The sequence below is a fragment of the Vibrio sp. SCSIO 43086 genome, from assembly GCF_051132235.1.
Lineage (GTDB): Bacteria > Pseudomonadota > Gammaproteobacteria > Enterobacterales > Vibrionaceae > Vibrio > Vibrio diabolicus.
The window spans coordinates 1,377,710-1,395,701 of record NZ_CP072678.1; the positions used below are offsets into that span (position 1 = coordinate 1,377,710).

General features: G+C 44.6%; 24 protein-coding genes. 5 read left to right on the forward strand and 19 right to left on the reverse strand.

Annotated features, from left to right (window positions below; translation table 11 throughout):
- Nucleotides 1–85 precede the first annotated feature (85 nt).
- Nucleotides 86–631, reverse strand: a complete 546-nt coding sequence (locus J8Z23_RS22325; RefSeq protein WP_065646206.1) for a TetR/AcrR family transcriptional regulator — start codon at nt 629–631, stop codon at nt 86–88.
- Nucleotides 632–729: 98 nt separating this feature from the next.
- Here J8Z23_RS22325 and J8Z23_RS22330 point away from each other — a divergent pair, with 98 nt between their 5' ends.
- From J8Z23_RS22330 to J8Z23_RS22345, 4 genes are all read left to right on the forward strand, one after another.
- Nucleotides 730–1,203 carry an HPP family protein gene (locus tag J8Z23_RS22330; protein WP_005396586.1) on the forward strand — a complete coding sequence of 158 codons (474 nt, stop codon included), beginning with the start codon at nt 730–732 and terminating at the stop codon, nt 1,201–1,203.
- Nucleotides 1,204–1,342: 139 nt separating this feature from the next.
- Nucleotides 1,343–1,558 carry a TIGR02450 family Trp-rich protein gene (locus J8Z23_RS22335; protein ID WP_005396585.1) on the forward strand — a complete coding sequence of 72 codons (216 nt, stop codon included), beginning with the start codon at nt 1,343–1,345 and terminating at the stop codon, nt 1,556–1,558.
- 117 nt (nt 1,559–1,675) lie between these two features.
- On the forward strand, nt 1,676–2,053 hold the full coding sequence (locus J8Z23_RS22340; RefSeq protein WP_005396583.1) for a PH domain-containing protein: 378 nt from the start codon (nt 1,676–1,678) through the stop codon (nt 2,051–2,053).
- Between the two features lie 10 nt (nt 2,054–2,063).
- A complete protein-coding gene (locus J8Z23_RS22345) occupies nt 2,064–2,282 on the forward strand; it encodes a DUF6500 family protein (protein ID WP_006741989.1) in 219 nt (72 codons plus the stop codon).
- Here the strand turns inward: J8Z23_RS22345 and J8Z23_RS22350 are convergent.
- The 9 genes from J8Z23_RS22350 to fliD form a co-directional block, all read right to left on the reverse strand.
- The gene (locus tag J8Z23_RS22350; RefSeq protein ID WP_031780567.1) at nt 2,279–2,566 is read right to left on the reverse strand and encodes a hypothetical protein; all 288 of its coding nucleotides are present in this window, start codon (nt 2,564–2,566) and stop codon (nt 2,279–2,281) included. The two genes, J8Z23_RS22345 and J8Z23_RS22350, sit on opposite strands and share 4 nt — an antisense overlap.
- Nucleotides 2,567–2,644: 78 nt before the next feature.
- Complete coding sequence (locus J8Z23_RS22355; protein ID WP_005396581.1) at nt 2,645–3,637, reverse strand: flagellar motor protein MotB; 993 nt, start codon at nt 3,635–3,637, stop codon at nt 2,645–2,647.
- The gene (motA, locus tag J8Z23_RS22360) at nt 3,637–4,494 is read right to left on the reverse strand and encodes a flagellar motor stator protein MotA (RefSeq protein WP_005396580.1); all 858 of its coding nucleotides are present in this window, start codon (nt 4,492–4,494) and stop codon (nt 3,637–3,639) included. Before motA ends, J8Z23_RS22355 begins: the two co-directional genes overlap by 1 nt.
- A gap of 10 nt (nt 4,495–4,504) precedes the next feature.
- Nucleotides 4,505–5,233, reverse strand: coding sequence for a FliA/WhiG family RNA polymerase sigma factor (locus J8Z23_RS22365; protein WP_005396579.1), 729 nt, complete (start codon nt 5,231–5,233; stop codon nt 4,505–4,507).
- 12 nt (nt 5,234–5,245) lie between these two features.
- Complete coding sequence (locus J8Z23_RS22370) at nt 5,246–5,746, reverse strand: flagellar basal body-associated FliL family protein (RefSeq protein ID WP_005398533.1); 501 nt, start codon at nt 5,744–5,746, stop codon at nt 5,246–5,248.
- 22 nt (nt 5,747–5,768) lie between these two features.
- Entirely contained in the window at nt 5,769–6,842 is a 1,074-nt protein-coding gene (locus J8Z23_RS22375) for a flagellar hook-length control protein FliK (RefSeq protein ID WP_161444929.1), read from the reverse strand.
- Nucleotides 6,839–7,159, reverse strand: a complete 321-nt coding sequence (locus J8Z23_RS22380; protein ID WP_005398525.1) for a hypothetical protein — start codon at nt 7,157–7,159, stop codon at nt 6,839–6,841. Before J8Z23_RS22380 ends, J8Z23_RS22375 begins: the two co-directional genes overlap by 4 nt.
- Nucleotides 7,143–7,529, reverse strand: coding sequence for a flagellar export chaperone FliS (gene fliS / locus J8Z23_RS22385; RefSeq protein WP_005398523.1), 387 nt, complete (start codon nt 7,527–7,529; stop codon nt 7,143–7,145). Before fliS ends, J8Z23_RS22380 begins: the two co-directional genes overlap by 17 nt.
- Nucleotides 7,530–7,549: 20 nt before the next feature.
- Nucleotides 7,550–8,887: a flagellar filament capping protein FliD gene (gene fliD / locus J8Z23_RS22390; RefSeq protein ID WP_145533807.1), complete on the reverse strand. Its 1,338-nt coding sequence runs from the start codon at nt 8,885–8,887 to the stop codon at nt 7,550–7,552.
- A gap of 416 nt (nt 8,888–9,303) precedes the next feature.
- Between fliD and J8Z23_RS22395 the strand changes: the two genes are divergently transcribed.
- Nucleotides 9,304–9,591 (forward strand): hypothetical protein, encoded by a 288-nt coding sequence (locus tag J8Z23_RS22395; RefSeq protein ID WP_048625399.1) that lies wholly within the window; start codon nt 9,304–9,306, stop codon nt 9,589–9,591.
- 70 nt (nt 9,592–9,661) lie between these two features.
- On the opposite strand, the gene lafA is transcribed toward J8Z23_RS22395, so the two are convergent.
- The 9 genes from lafA to J8Z23_RS22440 all read right to left on the reverse strand — a co-directional run bounded on the left by lafA (nt 9,662) and on the right by J8Z23_RS22440 (nt 17,897).
- Nucleotides 9,662–10,534 carry a lateral flagellin LafA gene (lafA, locus tag J8Z23_RS22400; RefSeq protein WP_046875749.1) on the reverse strand — a complete coding sequence of 291 codons (873 nt, stop codon included), beginning with the start codon at nt 10,532–10,534 and terminating at the stop codon, nt 9,662–9,664.
- 304 nt (nt 10,535–10,838) lie between these two features.
- Entirely contained in the window at nt 10,839–11,609 is a 771-nt protein-coding gene (locus tag J8Z23_RS22405) for an EAL domain-containing protein (protein WP_046875750.1), read from the reverse strand.
- A gap of 19 nt (nt 11,610–11,628) precedes the next feature.
- Nucleotides 11,629–13,719, reverse strand: coding sequence for a flagellar biosynthesis protein FlhA (gene flhA / locus J8Z23_RS22410; protein ID WP_006741984.1), 2,091 nt, complete (start codon nt 13,717–13,719; stop codon nt 11,629–11,631).
- Between the two features lie 31 nt (nt 13,720–13,750).
- Nucleotides 13,751–14,878, reverse strand: a complete 1,128-nt coding sequence (gene flhB / locus J8Z23_RS22415) for a flagellar biosynthesis protein FlhB (protein WP_006741983.1) — start codon at nt 14,876–14,878, stop codon at nt 13,751–13,753.
- A complete protein-coding gene (gene fliR, locus J8Z23_RS22420; protein WP_006741982.1) occupies nt 14,875–15,651 on the reverse strand; it encodes a flagellar biosynthetic protein FliR in 777 nt (258 codons plus the stop codon). The genes flhB and fliR overlap by 4 nt, the downstream gene beginning before the upstream one ends.
- Complete coding sequence (fliQ, locus tag J8Z23_RS22425; protein ID WP_005375036.1) at nt 15,651–15,920, reverse strand: flagellar biosynthesis protein FliQ; 270 nt, start codon at nt 15,918–15,920, stop codon at nt 15,651–15,653. Before fliQ ends, fliR begins: the two co-directional genes overlap by 1 nt.
- A 13-nt stretch (nt 15,921–15,933) precedes the next feature.
- The gene (fliP, locus tag J8Z23_RS22430) at nt 15,934–16,692 is read right to left on the reverse strand and encodes a flagellar type III secretion system pore protein FliP (RefSeq protein WP_005398045.1); all 759 of its coding nucleotides are present in this window, start codon (nt 16,690–16,692) and stop codon (nt 15,934–15,936) included.
- Between the two features lie 18 nt (nt 16,693–16,710).
- On the reverse strand, nt 16,711–17,082 hold the full coding sequence (fliN, locus tag J8Z23_RS22435; protein ID WP_005398044.1) for a flagellar motor switch protein FliN: 372 nt from the start codon (nt 17,080–17,082) through the stop codon (nt 16,711–16,713).
- Entirely contained in the window at nt 17,079–17,897 is an 819-nt protein-coding gene (locus J8Z23_RS22440; RefSeq protein ID WP_282149920.1) for a FliM/FliN family flagellar motor switch protein, read from the reverse strand. The genes fliN and J8Z23_RS22440 overlap by 4 nt, the downstream gene beginning before the upstream one ends.
- Between the last annotated feature and the right edge of the window lie 95 nt (nt 17,898–17,992).

The following is a 17,992-nucleotide window of genomic DNA, read 5'->3' on the forward strand; positions in this document are numbered from 1 at the left end:
CATTAGGTTGATAAAATAACCTTACCATTTCTGAACATTCTCGCCAGTTTGGTGCTTGGTCGTTTCGTTTCTTGATTTCTTACCGTTACAGCTTGTGCAAAATTTCCACGCATTTCTTTGTGACGTCGTCGTACTCTTTTGTCATGTAAGCGGTGGTGATGGCACCTTCTTTCATGATGCAAATGGCATTGAGTAATGATGTGTTGTCTGATTTGAGATAGCGTTGAATTAGCTCACGAACCTGTTGTTTATGGTGGCGGCAATACGTTGCAATCTCGCCGCGGTCGTCACTGAATTCGGCGGACGTGTTGATGAAAAAACAGCCGCGAAACTCGCCCAATTTTTCCTCAGAACCATGAAACCAGCCGTTAAGCGCGGTAAACAACTGGTCGATCACGTCTGTGCTCGATTGTGCTGATGACAGTTTCTCCTCTAGCCACGCCATGAAGATTTGGTGGCGTTGTTCTAGTGCGGCAAGGATGAGCGCTTCTTTGCTTTCAAAATGGCTGTACAGCGTGCGTTTAGCCACGCCAGATACTTTAAGGACTTCATTGATGCCAATGGAGTTGATGCCCTGTTTGTAAAACAGCGACAACGCGGTATCGATCAATAACTGTTTCTTTTTGTTCATAACTACGTCCTCAAAAAGTTCTACAAACACATATTGACAAAGGTAGACAGATTTGTCTATTTTAATTTGTAGACAATTCGGTCTACTTTGAGGTGTTTATGAATAATTTAATTTTATCTTTGGTCGCGGGGCTTGGTGCGACATTGGCTATTGGTGTGTTGTCTTACGCCGAGGTATCTCTTACTGAGGTTGTACTTCTCATGGCGCCATTTGGTGCTACTGCGGTGTTGGTGTTTGGGGTGCCTAGCAGCCCTCTCGCTCAACCAAAAAACGTGATCATTGGTCACTGCATTACGGCATCTATCGGTATTGCGTTTAGTCAATACGTTGAGATCACGCCAATCACGCTCGCGATTGCGACTGGGTTAGGTGTGTCAGCGATGCTGATTACGAAGACAACGCATCCACCAGCGGGCGCGAATCCTATCTTGATCATGGCCTCTGGGCAGGGGTGGAGCTTTCTGTTCACGCCAGTACTGATCGGCGCGGTGGTGATTGTGCTGGTAGGTAAGGCGTTGCAGTTGCTACAGAGTCAGTACTTAAACCCTCGTTTGAACGGTCAAAAGACCTAATTGGGTTGCAAGTAAGGCCGCATTAGGGGATGAGCTCTTTTGCGGCTTTTTCTTTTCGTGGATGCTTAAAAATAAAATCTGATTCTCTCTTGGTATTCAGTCGTATACATAAAGATGTTAGTTAAATTGGTATACCACTATGAATAAAATTCACCCCAAGAAGCTATTGCACAGCAAATGGACGGCGACGTCACCTAAAAATAAAGAGAAGCACTTTGTCGTAACAGAAATGGAGCTGGATGAAGAAGGCAATGTTGTGAAATGTGTCATTGAGGCGGTTATGAGTAAACGTGAGCAAGAGATGAACTGGCAAGAGCTGAAAGACCCAGAGCTATGGCGGCAGGGCTGGAAGTAATGCACTTTGTTGAATTTTTCCTAGGTTTGAAATCGAAAGATGGTACTTAGCTGATAGGCAACGGTCTGTGTATCTGCTACGTTGAGTTTGTTCGCTATCAACTAAAAAGGAATGACTATGATCGATTTCGACAATTCATCAGTGTTTAAGCTTAAACCCATTGAGGTATCAAAAGTTAGGGAAGATTTTCACAAGTTTCTTATTGATGGCGAGTCGGTATTTGCGGGCTTTAAAACGGTTCGCGACCAAGTGGTGTTTACCAACAAGCGAGTGATTGCGGCGAATGTGCAAGGGATTACGGGCTCAAAAGTGGATTACACGTCGCTGCCTTATAGCAAGATCAATGCATTTTCTATCGAGACGTCTGGTACCTTTGACTTAGACTGTGAAATTGAGTTCTTCATGAGTGAGGTGGGAAGAGTACGTTTTGAAATTAAAGGTTCGTTTGATCTGATTTCTTTCAACCGTATGGTTAGTGAGTATGTACTAGCGTAAGGGAATAGAAATGAGAGCTTCACTGAGAGACAAAATAATAGAGGTCTGTGACAAAAAGATCGAAAGCAAAGGTGAGCAGGTTGGGCTCTCATTTTATGCGTTTTTCGCCAACAAAAATGATGATCCAGAACGGTTGATGGAGGCGGCTACGTGGTGGATTCAGACCCATCGGCTCGACCACTTCGAAAAAGCAGTAAAAATAAAGTCAATGGTGGAGTCTGGTATCTAAATTAAAAAAAAGAAATAAAGAAAGCAGACAAATGCCAACAACGTCGCGGATAAAACAGGGTAGATAATATAAGAGTCCTGTTTATTGGTTCTTTGAAAGCACAGAGAAACGAGTAAGACGTTGTAGACGACGAGCAGCATACTGATCATGGTCCCACTGTTAAGCGTTAAACTGGACAGCTGAGTTAAGAAAAACGCCAATAAAAGGTAGTCGAAGACAATTAACCATAAAAAGGCCTTCTTCAACAGATCGCGTTTTTTGTTTTCGGATGGTGTTATGTGCATATAGAACTCAACTAAAAAGTCACAGTAACAGAGGTTTCAGTTAGAAAGGTCACCATCAGGCGAGGTGACCTTTTGAGGTTATAATTCTTGAATATTTACTTCGTTGGTGGCCGTATCACCCGAGTAATTGATGACTTCTTGTCGAATGACTGGTTGGTTAAATTCGGCTTTATCTTTCGCTTTTTGCAGTTCACTTTCTTGGTGGTTACCAAAAAGAGTTTCGAGTACTTTGGCTGCTGGCGTCGTTAAAACGAACAGCTCGATACGGCGGTTTTCGCTTGAATCTGGTTCATCAGGGTTAAGCAGTGCTCTATCCGACATGCCTGTGACCTGCATGACGCGATCATCCGGCATGCCACCTTCAACCAGCGTATTTCTTGCGACATCAGCTCGAGATGCAGATAGCGCCCAGTTTGATTGACGACCAAAGCGTTTTTTAAATGGAATCGCATCGGTATGACCGCTGATGATCAGTGGGTTGTTCACACGCTGAAATACAGGCGCAAGTGCAAGTAATAAGTCTTCGAAGAAAGGGGTCAGCTCTGCGCCACCACGACTGAACATATGCTGTTTGTAATCATCTTGAAGGACGATACGTAGGCCTTGTGGGGTCACGGTGACGTTGACATTTCCTTGTGCGTTAATCTGAGCGGTCATTCGTTCAATGACTTTCGCCAACGCTGCAAGTTGCTCCTGAGTATCGAAGTTACCAGGAATCAACGAGTCGATTTCTGGCCCATCGCCGTCACCTCGAAAGTATGAGCTTACCACGTGGTTGGAATTGTGTTTACTTGGCACAGAAGAGTCCTGTGCCAAGTCAATAGGAGAGATACTTTGTGAAGTATCAAATGGATTACCGTAACTCTTGTCGAATACGCTTGAGCTATGTAAGTGGGCGACAATTGCTTTACGCTCTTCTTTGTCTACCACCTGCATAACCCAAAGCACAAGAAACAGCGCCATTAGGGCGATCATGAAGTCAGCAAACGCGACTTTCCACGCGCCGCCATGAGGTTCATCATGGCTGTGTGCTTTGGCACGTTTGAACACTACATGCTCTTGTTTTTGCATTATCCCTCCTGTTCAGCTAACCACTTCTCCATTTGGTTGAATGTTGGTTTGATGTCTAGCTGAATATGTTTACGACCAGCGTCAATGGCGAGCAATGTCGGCTTCTTCGCTACGTAGGCAACCAAGGTTGCGCGTACGCATTCAAAAGCAGTCATATTACGTTTTACTCGCTGAGCCATGGCGTTACTTAGTGGGTCTAAACCACAGTAACAACCGAAAATACCAATGAATGTACCTACGAGAGCTGCTGCAACGTGATAACCAATCATAGCGATTGAGCCATCAATGGCCTGCATGGTGATAATGATGCCACCAACTGCTGCAAGAATACCGAAGCCAGGTAGTGCTTCTGCTGTACGCTGTAGTGAGCGTGAAGGCAAAAGCATTTCGTTTTGGATAGCTTCAATTTCTTGCTCTAGCAGTCCCTCTAATTCATGAGGCGACATTTGTCCCATTGCCATTAAACGTAAATTATCAGTAATGAAAGAAATTAGGCGATGATCCTCAGCAATCGTCGGGTAAGCGAGAAACATAGAGCTCTGTTCTGGCGACTCAATGTGAGAGTCGAGAAACTTATAACCACGGTTGCGCGCTGTCTCGAGCAAGTTATTGAGCAGCGCCATTAATTCCATGTAGTACTCATGCTCTTCTGTCGGGCCTTTGATGGTCGCAGGCACTTGGCGACGCATTTCTTTCAGTACGTGAGGTGGGTTACCGATGATCAAAGAACCAGCAGCAGCGCCAATGATGATAAGGAATTCGGCTGGTTGCCAGATAGCGCCTAAGTTACCGCCGGCCCACATGTATCCACCGAAGACGCACACCAGGATAGTGAGGACTCCAAAAAACTTTTGCATCTTGTGACTCCTAAGAGGACATTAATTGGTTGAGTTGTTTCAGCGCTTGTTTGTGAAGCTGACATATACGAGGTGGTGTCAGATCCAATACCAGAGCTATTTCGTGTAAGTTGAGTTCATGTTGATAGAACAGAGTAAGCAGCAATTGATCACGCTTCGGCAATTTGCCTAAAGCGCTATCTAAACTGCGACGAATATGCTCATGTTCCATGCCATCATATTGCCCGCCAATATAGCTATCACCACTGCTTTCCATCAGTTGGTCAAGGCTTTGCATCTCTCCCGCAAGGGCGGCATTTTGGCGATTGTAATAGTCCTGCTCATTCGTCCCCAAGGCTTGGATGATTTCTGCATCCGTGGGCATCCGACCTAAAGAGCGTGTGAGATCTCGAGTCACGTCATTGAGTTCGTGAGCCTGTTGGCGAGTTTTACGTGAGCGCCAATCTAGCCGGCGTAATTCGTCTAAAATTGCACCTCGAACGCGACACACGGCAAAGGCAGGGAAATGAGGATCGTCAACATCGCCGTATCGGCGTCCAGCTTCAACTAGAGCGATAAGGCCAATTTGCTGCATATCTTCAATACTACAGTGAGAAGTGGCATGAACACGTAGCTGGTTAACGACGCGTTTCACCATAACTTGATGACGTTGCAGCAGTGCATTTTCGTCAATTGGGCGTGATGGCGTCGTCACTTCCTCTTCTGTGGTATAGGTGTCTTGTATATTCATGTCTAACATGGTTGTGCTCCGTTATTGCACAACATATTTAGTCAACAAAACATCGTCGATTTCGCGAACGATGTCTGTCTTAGCAAAAGCCAGTAAAAGCGTTTGTTTTACTTCGTTTTGCAGAATATCGATGGCACCCGCTTGCTGTAACTCATCAAATGTTTTGTCGCTAAACAATTTTAATAATGAGTTTTGTACCATTGGCATGTACTCATCAATGTCTTTGATGCGCTCAGGACGGCGTGTTTCAATTGCTAGTTCTAGCATGACAAAGTGAGTCTGTTTTTTACCTTTTACGGTCAAAACGACTTTGTCTAAAGGATGGAAGCTAGGACCTTTGCTTGTCGGTTCTTCTGTGACTAAAAATGACAATGGAGAATCATCGATCAAGGAACCAGAGTCAGGTGACTCTTGAGCGTGTTTGTTTAAGTACCAGATTCCGCCCATAATCGTGGCGGCCGAAACGAGGGCGCTGGTGATGATCATGGCGATAAACAGGGCGATCATTTGTTGTTTGGTCATAACCTTTTTCCTCGAGGATTAACTAGGCTTGAGTGTTCAGCCAGTGTTCTGAATAGTTTGTTGTTGTAGTTTGGAATGCACCAGATTCTCGTGCTGCGAAAATAGTGGCGTCTTCTTCATTTGTATGTTGGTCATTGCGACTCTGGCTTTGATCAGAGCCCACGTTGACATCGACATGGACGAAGTTCTGCTCTTGCAGTTCTGTGCGTAGACGCTCAGACACTTGCATTAAAGCTTCTCGTGTTGCGGCTGCATTGGCATTGATGTGCACGCTTAGTCGGTCGCCTTCAACACGTACAAGTAAATCCAGCTTACCTAAATCCGGTGGGTCGAGGCGGATTTTGGCTTCTTGTACATTTTGTTGCGCTTGAAGAGTCACACGGTCATGCAGAACTTGCATCATTTGCTCTCCCCATTTCCCAGCACTGGTGTCAACGCGCACAGCCGCCCACTCAGAGCCTTGAGTTTGAATATGACTCGTGGCAACGGCGGTGTTCGGGGCTTGTGGCGTTGGTGTTTGTCCTTGGAGTGGTGAGGCCGTTGGTTGCCCTTGAGCTGGTTGACTCAATAGGGTCTGAAAGTCGGCACTGGAGATTGATAGACGCGAGTTCGATGACATCGGTTGGCTTTGTTGCACCTCTTGTTGCTTGATAGAGGTGTTTAGCAAGGCGTTATTTGAGTCTTGTGTTGTAGACTTAACATCGTTAGCTACCGATAAAGGCGGAGTTTTTCCGAATTGACCCGACTGCTTTTCTGCCATAGTGAGCATACTCTGGGTTAGAGCCTGAGCTTGCATAGCAAGATCAGGTGATTCTGTTGAACCCAGTGTACTTGTCAGGTGAGCATCTGCTTCAGAAGCCGAGTGTTCGTCAGTATCCAAACCACGAGCATGCGCTTTTTCTTCGCTGTCCAAAGCTGGAGCGGTAAGATGAAAACTCGGCACGGTTGAAGCTGAGGCGAAACCTTGGCCGTCATACTGGCTATGCTCAGACATAGGGTTATGAGAAAAACCGTGTACAGCTCTTGCTTGTTTTATGTTGCCTTCATGGCCAGGTGATGCATTGCCGGATATTTGAGTTGAAGGAGATACGATCATTGAGTTAGCTCCATGGTCATCGCTAATTGATAGGCCATAGCGCGCTCTTGATGGTCATTGACCATATTCATCTCTTTTTCTAACTCGTTCTTCGACTTTTCTAATCTAGCGAATGCATCTGCATGAACGGTTTTGGCACGTTGAATTTCAGGTGCAAGCTTAGGATCCTTCAAAAAAGGTTTGTGACTGATCAATAGCTCTCGCAACTGCAAGTCATAGCGCTTAAGCGCATGCCAATCTGCTGTTTTTGTAGCGAATTGGATGAGCTGAGATAAATGACGAAATCGCTCTGGCGACACTTTATGCTTGTTGTCCAAAATTCATCCAACCTTCACGAATGTTACCCATTACACGCTCGACATTAACCAAGCGATTCGCATCGTTCTGCACGCTGGCGTAATAAAGCTCAACTTGGCAGAAGTCATACAGCTGGCGTAAGTTTTCAGCAATTTCGCCACCATTCTCATCATCTAGAGCGCTTGTGAGCCCAATTAAGATGTTCATACATTTGTTGATTCCGTTACCTTTCTCCGCCAAGCGATTCGCAGCCAAATGGCCACGAATACGTTCAACTTCATCAAGTAAGCCATCGATCAACATAATGACTAATTGGTGTGGGTTTGCTGCTGCCGCTTGCGCGTTGAGGTCTACTTGCTGGTACGAGTCATAGCCAGAGTCCATAAGCATGAGTTTTTTCTCCTAAAGGCTTAGCCAAACATTGTCATGGTTTGGCTCATTTGGGTCATAATTGAGTTCATTTGAGTGAATTGTTTTAGGTAGCGGTTGTACGACATCTCGTACTTGCGCTCTAATGTGGTCTGTTTATCTTCGACTCGGTCTAGATTTGCTTGCAAAGCGTCTTTTCTAGATTTGAAAGTACCTGATGAAAACTTCAAAAACGGTTCCACCATGTCATCAATGGAATCAAGTAACGCACCATCACCATTAAAGATTGCTTCTAAACCAGCACTGTTGTTTTGTTGTGCGTTTTTAAACTTTTCTTGGTCAACTTTCATTTTGCCGTTGCGATCTAGACTGATACCGATCTCGCTTAAACGCATGCCGCCATGCTCACCTCGGACTAAGCTTGTTAATTGGCTTTCAATAGAGCGCAGTGTAGGGTCGCTTGCCAATACGCCGCGTTTTTTGTCTTCACCACCTATTTGGGTGTGTTGGTTCATTGCGCCAATAAGAGTGTTATATGCTTCAACAAACTTATCCAATTGCTCTTTTGTTCCCTCACTATCCGCACCGACCTTCAAGCTAATAGGTGCGTCGCCTGCTGACTGCGCTTTTGAGACCGTAATATCAACACCGTCAATTACGCCTTCAAAAGTGTTGCTTGCGTTCGTCAGTTTGAGACCTGAGTCTTTAGATCCCAACCACATAACGGCATCTTGCGGGGCGCTAATTTGGTTTAGGTTAGTGAATGCATCTTCAAACCACGCTTGACCTGTACCAGAGGCTGATACGTTGATTTTATTGGCAACACCAGTTTCTGTGCTCGATAGCATAAAATGTGTTTGACCGTTTGAGCGAACTAGTGTTGCGCTGACGCCAGGATTATCCACATTGTTGTTGATTGCGCTTGCAAGGTCGCTAACGGTAGCGACTCCGTCTCCGTCACTATCGACGGTTGATAAATCCAGCGTCATTGATTCACCGTTTATAGTGAACTCAAGTGAGCCGGTTGTTGGAATCTCCGTTGTTGCTTCAAGGTCTGCGGGCATGCCGGTTGAAACTTGATGTGAAGTTGCTACTTGCTCTACGAAGATTTGGTAATTTCCTGTAAGAGCCTTGGCATCTGCACTGGCTGTAAAGTTGCCTTCTTGAGACAGCGTAGCGCTGTTCTTAACAATACTGTTTGTATTGCTATTCATCTCATTGATTGCAGTACGAAAGTCTCGTAGCGCGGTTTCAACTTTGCCTAATGCGGAAAGTTGAGCCTGATACTTGTTCGTTTGTAGCTGATAGCGCTGTTGGAATGGTTGAACATCTAAAGTGGCGAACTGCGTTGCCATAGTGATTGGATCTAACGAACTCATGAGGTCGCTCCCTCTCTCATATTTAGTCGACTTAAATAGTGTTCTTTTAAGTCTGGTTTAACTTTTCACCGCAAGATGCGTGCCGTATGTTTAAGTTTTTACAAAACAATAACTTAAGTTGATGTTTTTTGTTGAGAGGAAGCTATGTTTCCACCTTGGATATTCCGCATTCCTCTAAAGGGATAATTACTTTTCCCTAATAGAAAAGGCGACCTAGAGGCAGAAAATATTTAATTGTAGTTATGATGTTAGATAGGGGGAGCTGAATAGGACGTAGTTGTATTAAGTGTTTCCCTCTATTCAATTCAGATAATTCTGATACGGTATTTTAATTGTGTTTTGGTATTATTTTGAAGAGGTTACATATGCAAGTGATCTTGTATTAATTAGACCACCACTTAAAAAGAATGTCTGTTATGAATGAATTTGCTTTACGATTAATGAAATGTGCTCGTGCATATGAGGGTTTTATTAGCACAAAGCTACTTAGCAAACAGAGTATTAATTCTGATGAAATCGCTAGTATTCAACAGGAAGCAATGTCTAAATTCCCGGAGCTTAGACTTAGCCAATTAGAAAACAGAGTTGAACCTGTAGAGCTAGAACTATTTAATAAAATACTACACAATATAATGTTAAAAATAGGCTTTCGAATTCCAGAGCACCTGACTGGTAATACTAGCGCTATTTATATTCGTAGATAAAAATAAAGCCTTCCGCGGGAAGGCTTTATCATTAGGACGATTTAAATTGAGCGCACTATTAACTAAATAATTAGCGTAGTAGTGACATTGCCATACCAGGAAGCTGACTAGTCTTAGAAAGAACGGTCGTACCAGCTTGCATTAGCATTTGGTTCTTAGTCATGTTTGAAGATTCAACTGCGAAGTCTGCATCTGTGATACGGCCTTTCGCTGCAGAAGTGTTTTCAACCATGTTACCTAGGTTAGTCATTGTGTGCTCTAGACGGTTGATGTTTGCACCTAACGCAGAACGTGCAGTACCGATTGCACCTAGAAGACCAGCTTCACCAGTCGCACCAGTTAGTGCTGTCATTGCAGTTTGTGCGTTTGCTGCAGACGTTAGGTCACCTACTGCTAGAGCACCAGCAGTACCAACAGCAGTGTTGATTGCTTGAACTTGACCAGAAACGTCGACTGATAGTTGTTCACCAGCTTGCGTACCGATTTGGAAAGTAACAGCAGCTTGCTCAAATTGACCAGCACCATCTAATAGAAGCTTGTTACCACCAAAGCTAGTAGAAGACATGATGTTAGCAAGTTCTGAACCTAGTTGTTGGTATTCTGCGTTTAGTGCTGTACGGTCGTTTGCAGATAGAGAGCCGTTTGAAGCTTGTGTTGCAAGGTCGTTCATACGGTATGTGATGTTTGTCATCTCATCCATTGCGCCTTCCGCAGTTTGCATCATAGAGATGCCGTCCTGTGCGTTACGCATCGCTACGTTCATGCCACGAGTTTGAGATTCAAGACGAGTAGCAATTTGTAGACCCGCAGCGTCATCTGCTGCTGAGTTGATGCGGTAACCCGTGCTTAGACGCTCCATCGCAGTGTTTAGAAGACCGCTTGTGTTGTTCAGAGTGTTTTGAGTTACAAGCGATGCGTAGTTAGTGTGCATTGATAAAGCCATCTTAGTCTCCTTAGTTAGTCACTATATCTTTCAGGCCTCGGGATATTCCCTAGTCACTAACTAGAGGCGGTCGGTCAGCTTTAATGATTAATTTGAAAATTAAAAAATTCCTAAAAAAGATCAAAATTGATGATTTTTAGTGACTTGTATTCCATGAAAATACAGATATAACATCAAATAACCTGAATAAGCCTGACTTAATCAGGGAAGCAGTCATCTATCAATATTGTCGTTCTTCGTTATAAATAAAAAAACAGCGCGAATAATTCGCGCTGTTTTATAAAGATTAATAGTTAAAATTCTGTCATTCCTCACCAAAAGATTGAAAAGAGAGGGAGGTCGGGATGTCACTGAAATAACCAAAGTAATAATTGGCCCCTAACAAGCGATAGCGGTTTAGCTCTGTTTGGCTCGCTACCCGCCCGGCTACCCAAGGGTATTTGTGCTTTCTTAAGAACTTAGCAATCGGTAGGAAAGCATGTCTTTCTTCTTTATCCTCTAACGTGACTGATAGTTTGATCATATCGGGACTAAAGTCAGCGACTCGTTCGAAGTTCACTTGTGATGTCGCGACTTCAAACCAAAGTGAGTAGGCGTTTTCTCTTAACTTCTCTATCAGCGCTGAGACTTTATCATAGGCGCATAGCGTTTTGTCTGCTTGAAGAGAAGGAATCACATGTTGAAAAGCGGAAGAGTGAAACTGAATCATCTGTTCGAGAAAGTATATGCCTGGTTCCCATAGTAATGCGTCGATTCTTATCGGCACGACGACGTTACTGATTAAGTCGGGGTGAAAGGCTTCTAGCTGAAACTGTGTTTGTCGCAATGCGAGATAAAGGCTGAACAAATCTAGGCAGTACTGCATTTGTTCAGAGAGTTCGAATTGATAGACGCTTTGTTCGCCACGCGTGCCAAATCTCAACGTCAGGTGTTGGAATTCTACCTCGCCTGATTGAGTCTCGCGAATGGCTTGGCACGCGTGTTGAATGTCATTGTGCTTTAAAGCATCAAATACTAATTGATCGTCATCCGTGACGATATGTTGTACTGCGAGACCAACCAAATGTTCGTACATCGCATGTGTTGAAATAAGATTAACCAAGGTTTCCTACCACATTGATTTGTTTGTTTTCTGGAATTTCGTTGTAAGACAATACTGCCAGTCCTTGCGTAAATGTGCGTGCGTAACGAGCCAGAAGTGGACGTAACTGAGGCATAACGAGAAGAATCGGAGGTAATCCCTGTTGTTTGAGCTGTTGTCTTATCAGTGGCAAGTTTTGTTGGAACTGACCAAGAATATTTGGCTCAATTGGGAAGCTGTCTAACATTACTGTACCAGAAGATTGTGCTTGTTGTAGCGAAGTCAGTAGCATTTGTTCTAGTTCATCAGAGAGAGCATAGACATTTAATTCGTTTTTCTGTCCCGCAATCAGGTTTACGAGCGTGCGTTTTAGTGCGCAACGCACATCAGATGCCAGTAAAATCGGGTCTTTAGTGTTTTCCGCGGACTCCAGCATCGTGTTAGCAATCGTACGAATATCTTTTAGTGGCACTTGGTCTAGTAACAACTGGCGATATACTTTGAGTTGCTGCGCAGGGTTAAGTGCTGCGGCTAGGGCTTCGGCTAACTTCGGTGCTTGCTGTGTCAAACGTTGCGTCATAGCTTCAACATCGTCGTGCGTAAACAACTCAGCAAGGTTTGTTTTCATTATCTTGCTAATATGAGTCGCGATGACCGTGCCATCATCGACCACTTGATAACCCATGTTCAGCGCTTTCGCTTTGTCTTGATGTTCAATCCACACTGCTGGTAATTGGTAAGCAGGATCACTGCCCAAAATACCATCTACTTCACCGTACGTTTCTCCGACTGCAATCGCCATCAAACGTTCTGGCTCGATAAAGCCTTGTTCGATCACTTCGCCATTGAGAGAAATTGTATACTGATTCGGTTTAAGGCTTAGGTTGTCTCGAATACGTACCTCTGGTAATAAAAAGCCGACTTGTTCAGATAGGTTACGGCGCACACCGCGAATACGCTGTGATAAAGGTGCACCTTGTTCTTTGTTGACTAGGTGAACGAGACGGTAACCCAGGGAAAGCGACAACGTTTGAACATGAGGAATATCTTCCCACGTAAGTGGTGTATCGTCCTCTTGCATGGCTTGTGAAAGTGCTTCGACCTCCTCGATTTGGGAGTCTTGCACGGGCTTTTTCGTTTGACGCCAACCCGCGAAAGCTAAAGCACCCGCGAAAGCAAAAAAGGCCAAATGTGGCATGCCTGGTACCATGCCTATCACAGCCATGATGCCTGCGACGGTAAACAGTGTCGCCGGGGTTGCCAGCAATTGTTTTTGCATGGTTTCCGACATGCCATTATCGCTATCATTAATTCGCGTAACGATAATCGCTGCAGCCGTTGCCAATAGAAGTGACGGAATTTGAGCTACTAAGCCATCACCGATTGTAAGTAGTGCGTAGGTTTTAAAGGCGTCAGATGCTGCGAGTCCATGCTCAAAGACGCCGATGCTGATACCACCAATGATGTTGATAAACAGAATCAGCAAACCAGCGATAGCATCGCCTCGCACAAACTTTGAGGCACCGTCCATCGAGCCGTGGAAATCGGCTTCGTTAGCGACTTCTTTACGACGCAATCGAGCGGTTTCCTGATCGATAAGACCGGCATTTAAGTCGGCATCAATCGCCATCTGTTTGCCCGGTAAGGCATCCAAAGTAAAGCGCGCTGACACCTCAGAGATACGTTCGCCACCTTTGGTAATTACGACGAAGTTGATGATCATCAAGATAACAAACACCACCATACCAACGACGTAGTTACCGCCAATAACGACTTCACCGAACGCTTGGATGACTTTACCTGCCGCATCCCCCCCATTATGTCCTTCTAGGAGTACGATTCGTGTGGAAGCGACGTTCAGTGTAAGACGCAATAATGTCGCGACTAACAAAATCGTTGGAAAAACTGAGAAGTCTAATGGTCGCTTTGCGGTAGTGCTGACCAGCAATACTAGGATTGCCAAGACGATATTGAAGGTAAACAACGCATCCAATAGCAGGGGAGGCAAAGGTAAAATCACCATTGCCAAAATCATTAGCAAGACAATTGGAATGCCAATGTAGCCTTTGGTTGATGTTTGAAGTTGTTTTAACCGGTTAAGCATACTTTCGTGTCCTTGGATAAACGCGGGTTAATCAGTGCTGCAAATGCTTTGGAATCGAAAAATGAGGCAAAGGAGTTGGCTCTTTTCCTTCACCTTTACGGAAGGCTTTCAATTGCAAAACGTAAGTAAGAATATGTGCCACGGCAATGTACAGTTGGCTTGGGATTGCTTGTTCAATCGCCGTGGTGTGATAGATCGAACGAGTCAACGGTGGTGAGTTGATGATCTCCACCTTGTTTTCTCGGGCGATTCGTTGAATGTGCATGGCTGTTTCGTCTACGCCTTTTGCAACCACAAATGGAGCATCAGAAAGTGAAGGTTCGTACTTCAGAGCGACAGCGTAGTGAGTTGGGTTAGTGATGATTACGTCAGCCGTTGGTACCATCTTATCGATTTTACGGCGTGCAAACTGCTGTTGAATTTGACGGATTCGCTGCTTTACTTCAGGGCGGCCTTCGTTGTTCTTGAATTCCTCCTTCAGCTCTTGTTTGGTCATACGCAGCTCTTTTAGGTGCTCCCAACGTTGGTAGGGAATGTCTACAACACCAAATAACAACAACGCAAACCCCATCAACAGTAAGCCTTCAAAGAGAATAGACATCACCAGGGAAAAGCCTTGGCTTAAAGGTAAGTTTTGCATACCTAGCAGAGGCTGTAAGTGGTTGTCTAAATAGCCATATAAGATGCCGAAAATAACGGCTACTTTGAACGTGGACTTTAATAGCTCAACCACTGAGCGTGTCGAAAAAATGCGCTTTATCCCACTTAAAGGATTAATTTTGCTCAGCTTTGGCATCACGTTCGCCGGACGGAACATCCAACCGCCTAGTACAAGGCTGCTACCACAGGTCACGATAATAATGACGGTAAACAACGGTAATAACATGTCGATGATTACCGCTAAACTTTGTCCCAATTGCTCGACAAGCTGTTTAGGGTTTTCTAGGTCGGCTCGCGTCAGCATCATGTTGTAGCGAAAAATACCTGACATACTTTCCCAAATGCTATTGAGCTGAGAGTAAAAGTAGAGCGCTACCGCTAGAAATATCACCGCAGTAGTAAACTCTTTTGCACGAGGAATTTGTCCTTCCTGACGTGCTTTTTTTACTTTCTGCGGCGAGGCTTTTTCAGTTTTGTCCTGAGACGATTGATCGCTCATGCGCCCCCCAACATAAAGTTACTCAAGTGTCTGATGGTGTCGTGTACAAGCGCGGTGTAGCGACCCGGCACACCAGATACTGAAATTAATACGCTGAACAGGCCAAGAAGCATCGTCATTGGAAAACCTAATGCATACACGTTGAGTGAGGGAGCGGCGCGATTCATCACACCAAAACTTATGTTGGCTAAGAGCATTGAAACAATAGCAGGCAACGCTAGTGCTAAAGCAGAGGCAAACATCCAGCCGAAAATATTTACAACGCCTTGCAGAGAAAGCGATGTGATGCCAGAACCGACCGGCCACACGACAAAACTTTGAATCACGATATCAATGACGAGCAAGTGTCCTTCTAGCGCGAGAAATAACAAGGTTGAAAATATAAGAAATATGCGGCCCAAAATGGCGACAGAAAGTCCGTTGATAGGATCATTCATCATTGCCATACCCAATCCCATTTGCAGAGAAACGACCTGACCAAGCATGGTGAAAACGTTAAAGAGCATGTGCAAAATTAGCCCAAACATCACGCCCCAAATCGCTTGCTCAAAAGCAAGGAATAGAGACGTCATGGAGAATAATTCGACTTGTGGCATTGGTGGCATCAATGGTGCGGTAATCACGACGATCGAAAGTGCCAGTAAGGTACGGATCCAAACGGGAATGATTGCATCACCAAAGAAGGGCATCGAAATAAATACGGCTCCTACACGAAAAAACGGCCACCAGAGTTGACCGAGTATCGCTGAGAGCTCTGCAAATGTGATGGCCATTAGCCAATCATCCCCGGTATGTTGTGGAATAAGAAATCAAACAGTTCCATGATTTTTCGGAGCATCCAATGACCCGCAAAAATCACCATCAATAGCGTAACGAGCAAACGTGGTAAAAAGCTGAGTGTTTGCTCGTTGATTTGTGTGGCGGCCTGGAAAACGGCGATACACAAACCGACAATTAGGCCAGGAACAACCAGTACAGCAACCATCAGAATGATCAGCCATACTGCATCGGAAAATAACGTTACGGTTAGTTCAGGGGTCATAGCATGCTCCTATTTAACCGAAACTGGCAGATAACGTGCCAACCGTCATTGCCCAGCCATCCACGAGTACAAACACCACCAGTTTAAAAGGGAGTGAAACAATCAAAGGTGATAGCATCATCATACCCATTGCCATGAGCACACTGGCGACAACCAAGTCGATAACCAAGAAGGGGATGAAGAGCATAAAGCCAATTTGAAAGGCGGTTTTTAGTTCACTGATGACAAACGCAGGCAAGACAACCGCAAAAGAAATATCCTCAACGTTTTGGTCGAGTGGTTCATTGGCAATACGCAGCATTTGCTCAAGAGAGCTTTGATGAGTTTGTGCCAGCATGAACTCTCTCACTGGTTTCTCTGCTACAGAGAACGCTTGTATTAGCGTGATTTCACCATTGTCATACGGTTGAAATGCATTTTCATGAATATCGCTCCAAACAGGTCGCATGATCAGCAAGGTCAATGCCAAAGCAATCCCAACCAATACGCGGTTAGGAGGACTTTGTTGAAGACCAAGGGCTTGGCGCAAAATCGCGAGGACGACGATAATCCGAGTAAAGCTCGTTGCCATCAGAATGAATGCTGGAAGAAAACTGAGCGCCGTCATCAACAACAGAATTTGCAATTTAACGCTGTATTCTTGCTGTGTGTCGCCATCAGAAACGGACAGGATAGTTAAGCCGTTGTCTGCCGCCATGGTTGGGAAAGCAAACAAAAGTGACACCAGTACCAAAAGAGGTAACCAACGGTGCCAAGCGCTCAGATTTTTCATTGTGATGCCTACCTAAGATTATTGACCAACGCCACTCAATGCAGAGTCATGTACATCGATCAGACGAAGTCCGTACTTATCATTAACAACGACGACTTCAGCGTGACCCATTAGAGAGCCGTTTACCTTTACGTCTAAAGGCTCACCATTGAGCTTTTCAAGTTCGATAACCGTGCCTTCTCCGGCTTTCATTAAGTCCCCAAGTGGGATTTCTTTGCTTGCAACTTCCAGCGTGACAGTGACGGGAATACTTTTGAAAAAGCTAAGATCACGTTCCGCAGTTGCTGGTTCTTGTTGGAGCGTACTTTCAGCTTCAAAGTCTTCTAATTGAAAGTCGTCAAAGTTCAATTCTTCTGCGTCGAATGCATTCGTTTCTGGCGCTTCGCTCATCGCTGCGGTTCCTTATCAGGGTTAAAGATCAAAACAAGTTGGCCGTCTTGCTCAGCAATACGACCTGTAAATAAAGATTGGTTACCAATGCTGACTGGAACCGTATTAAGAAGCTCAATTGGTAAAATATCGTTAGGTTGTAAGCCAACAACGTCGCTCAACGGCATCTTCTTTTTACTTAAAACAACATTCAGTCGAACAGGCGTTGCCTCTAAAGAGCGACAGAATGGTTGGTACAAATCCGTATCGGGCTGCAGTTCAAGCTGCTCGATCAGTGTTTGAATAAGGTGGCTATCTAGTTTGAGATGAATTGAGCCTTGGTGATCGTCAAACGCGATGTTTAACTGCACGTTAATCCCAATCCCTTGGGGTGCTTCGTACTCACCCATTTCCCACATCTTACCTGGTGCAAGCCAACCAATAATGATACGACTGATTCGCTCTTGTAGGCGGAGATCACTTGCTGTCAGTGTTGTTGCTGAACGCTCAGTGCTGGCACCATAGAACCGATCCGCCAGTTTTATTAACGTGTGAGAATCTCCATGAACAAATACCATGCCGCCCTCTTGGTGTTGATAGGTTGACGTTTGGTCTTTATCCATTTTTATCGGTGTAAAGCGATGCAAGTCTACAGAGGTTAAGCTAGCTTCCACTTTACTCGTACTGAGCCAATTTTGTAATTCAATCGTAAGGCTGGAACAAGACTCTGAAATCAAGCCTTCAAGCTTTTCACGAATGATATGAATAGGTTTGCCTAATAATTCTACATCAAGTAGTTGAATATCAGAAATAGGCTCGCTAACTCTATTTTCCATTTATATTTTACCGTGCTTTAACAATCGAAACTGTTTTAACTTAATGGCGTGTAGTCTACACAGAAATTTTAATGATCTTTTAGTTTCAAACTCTA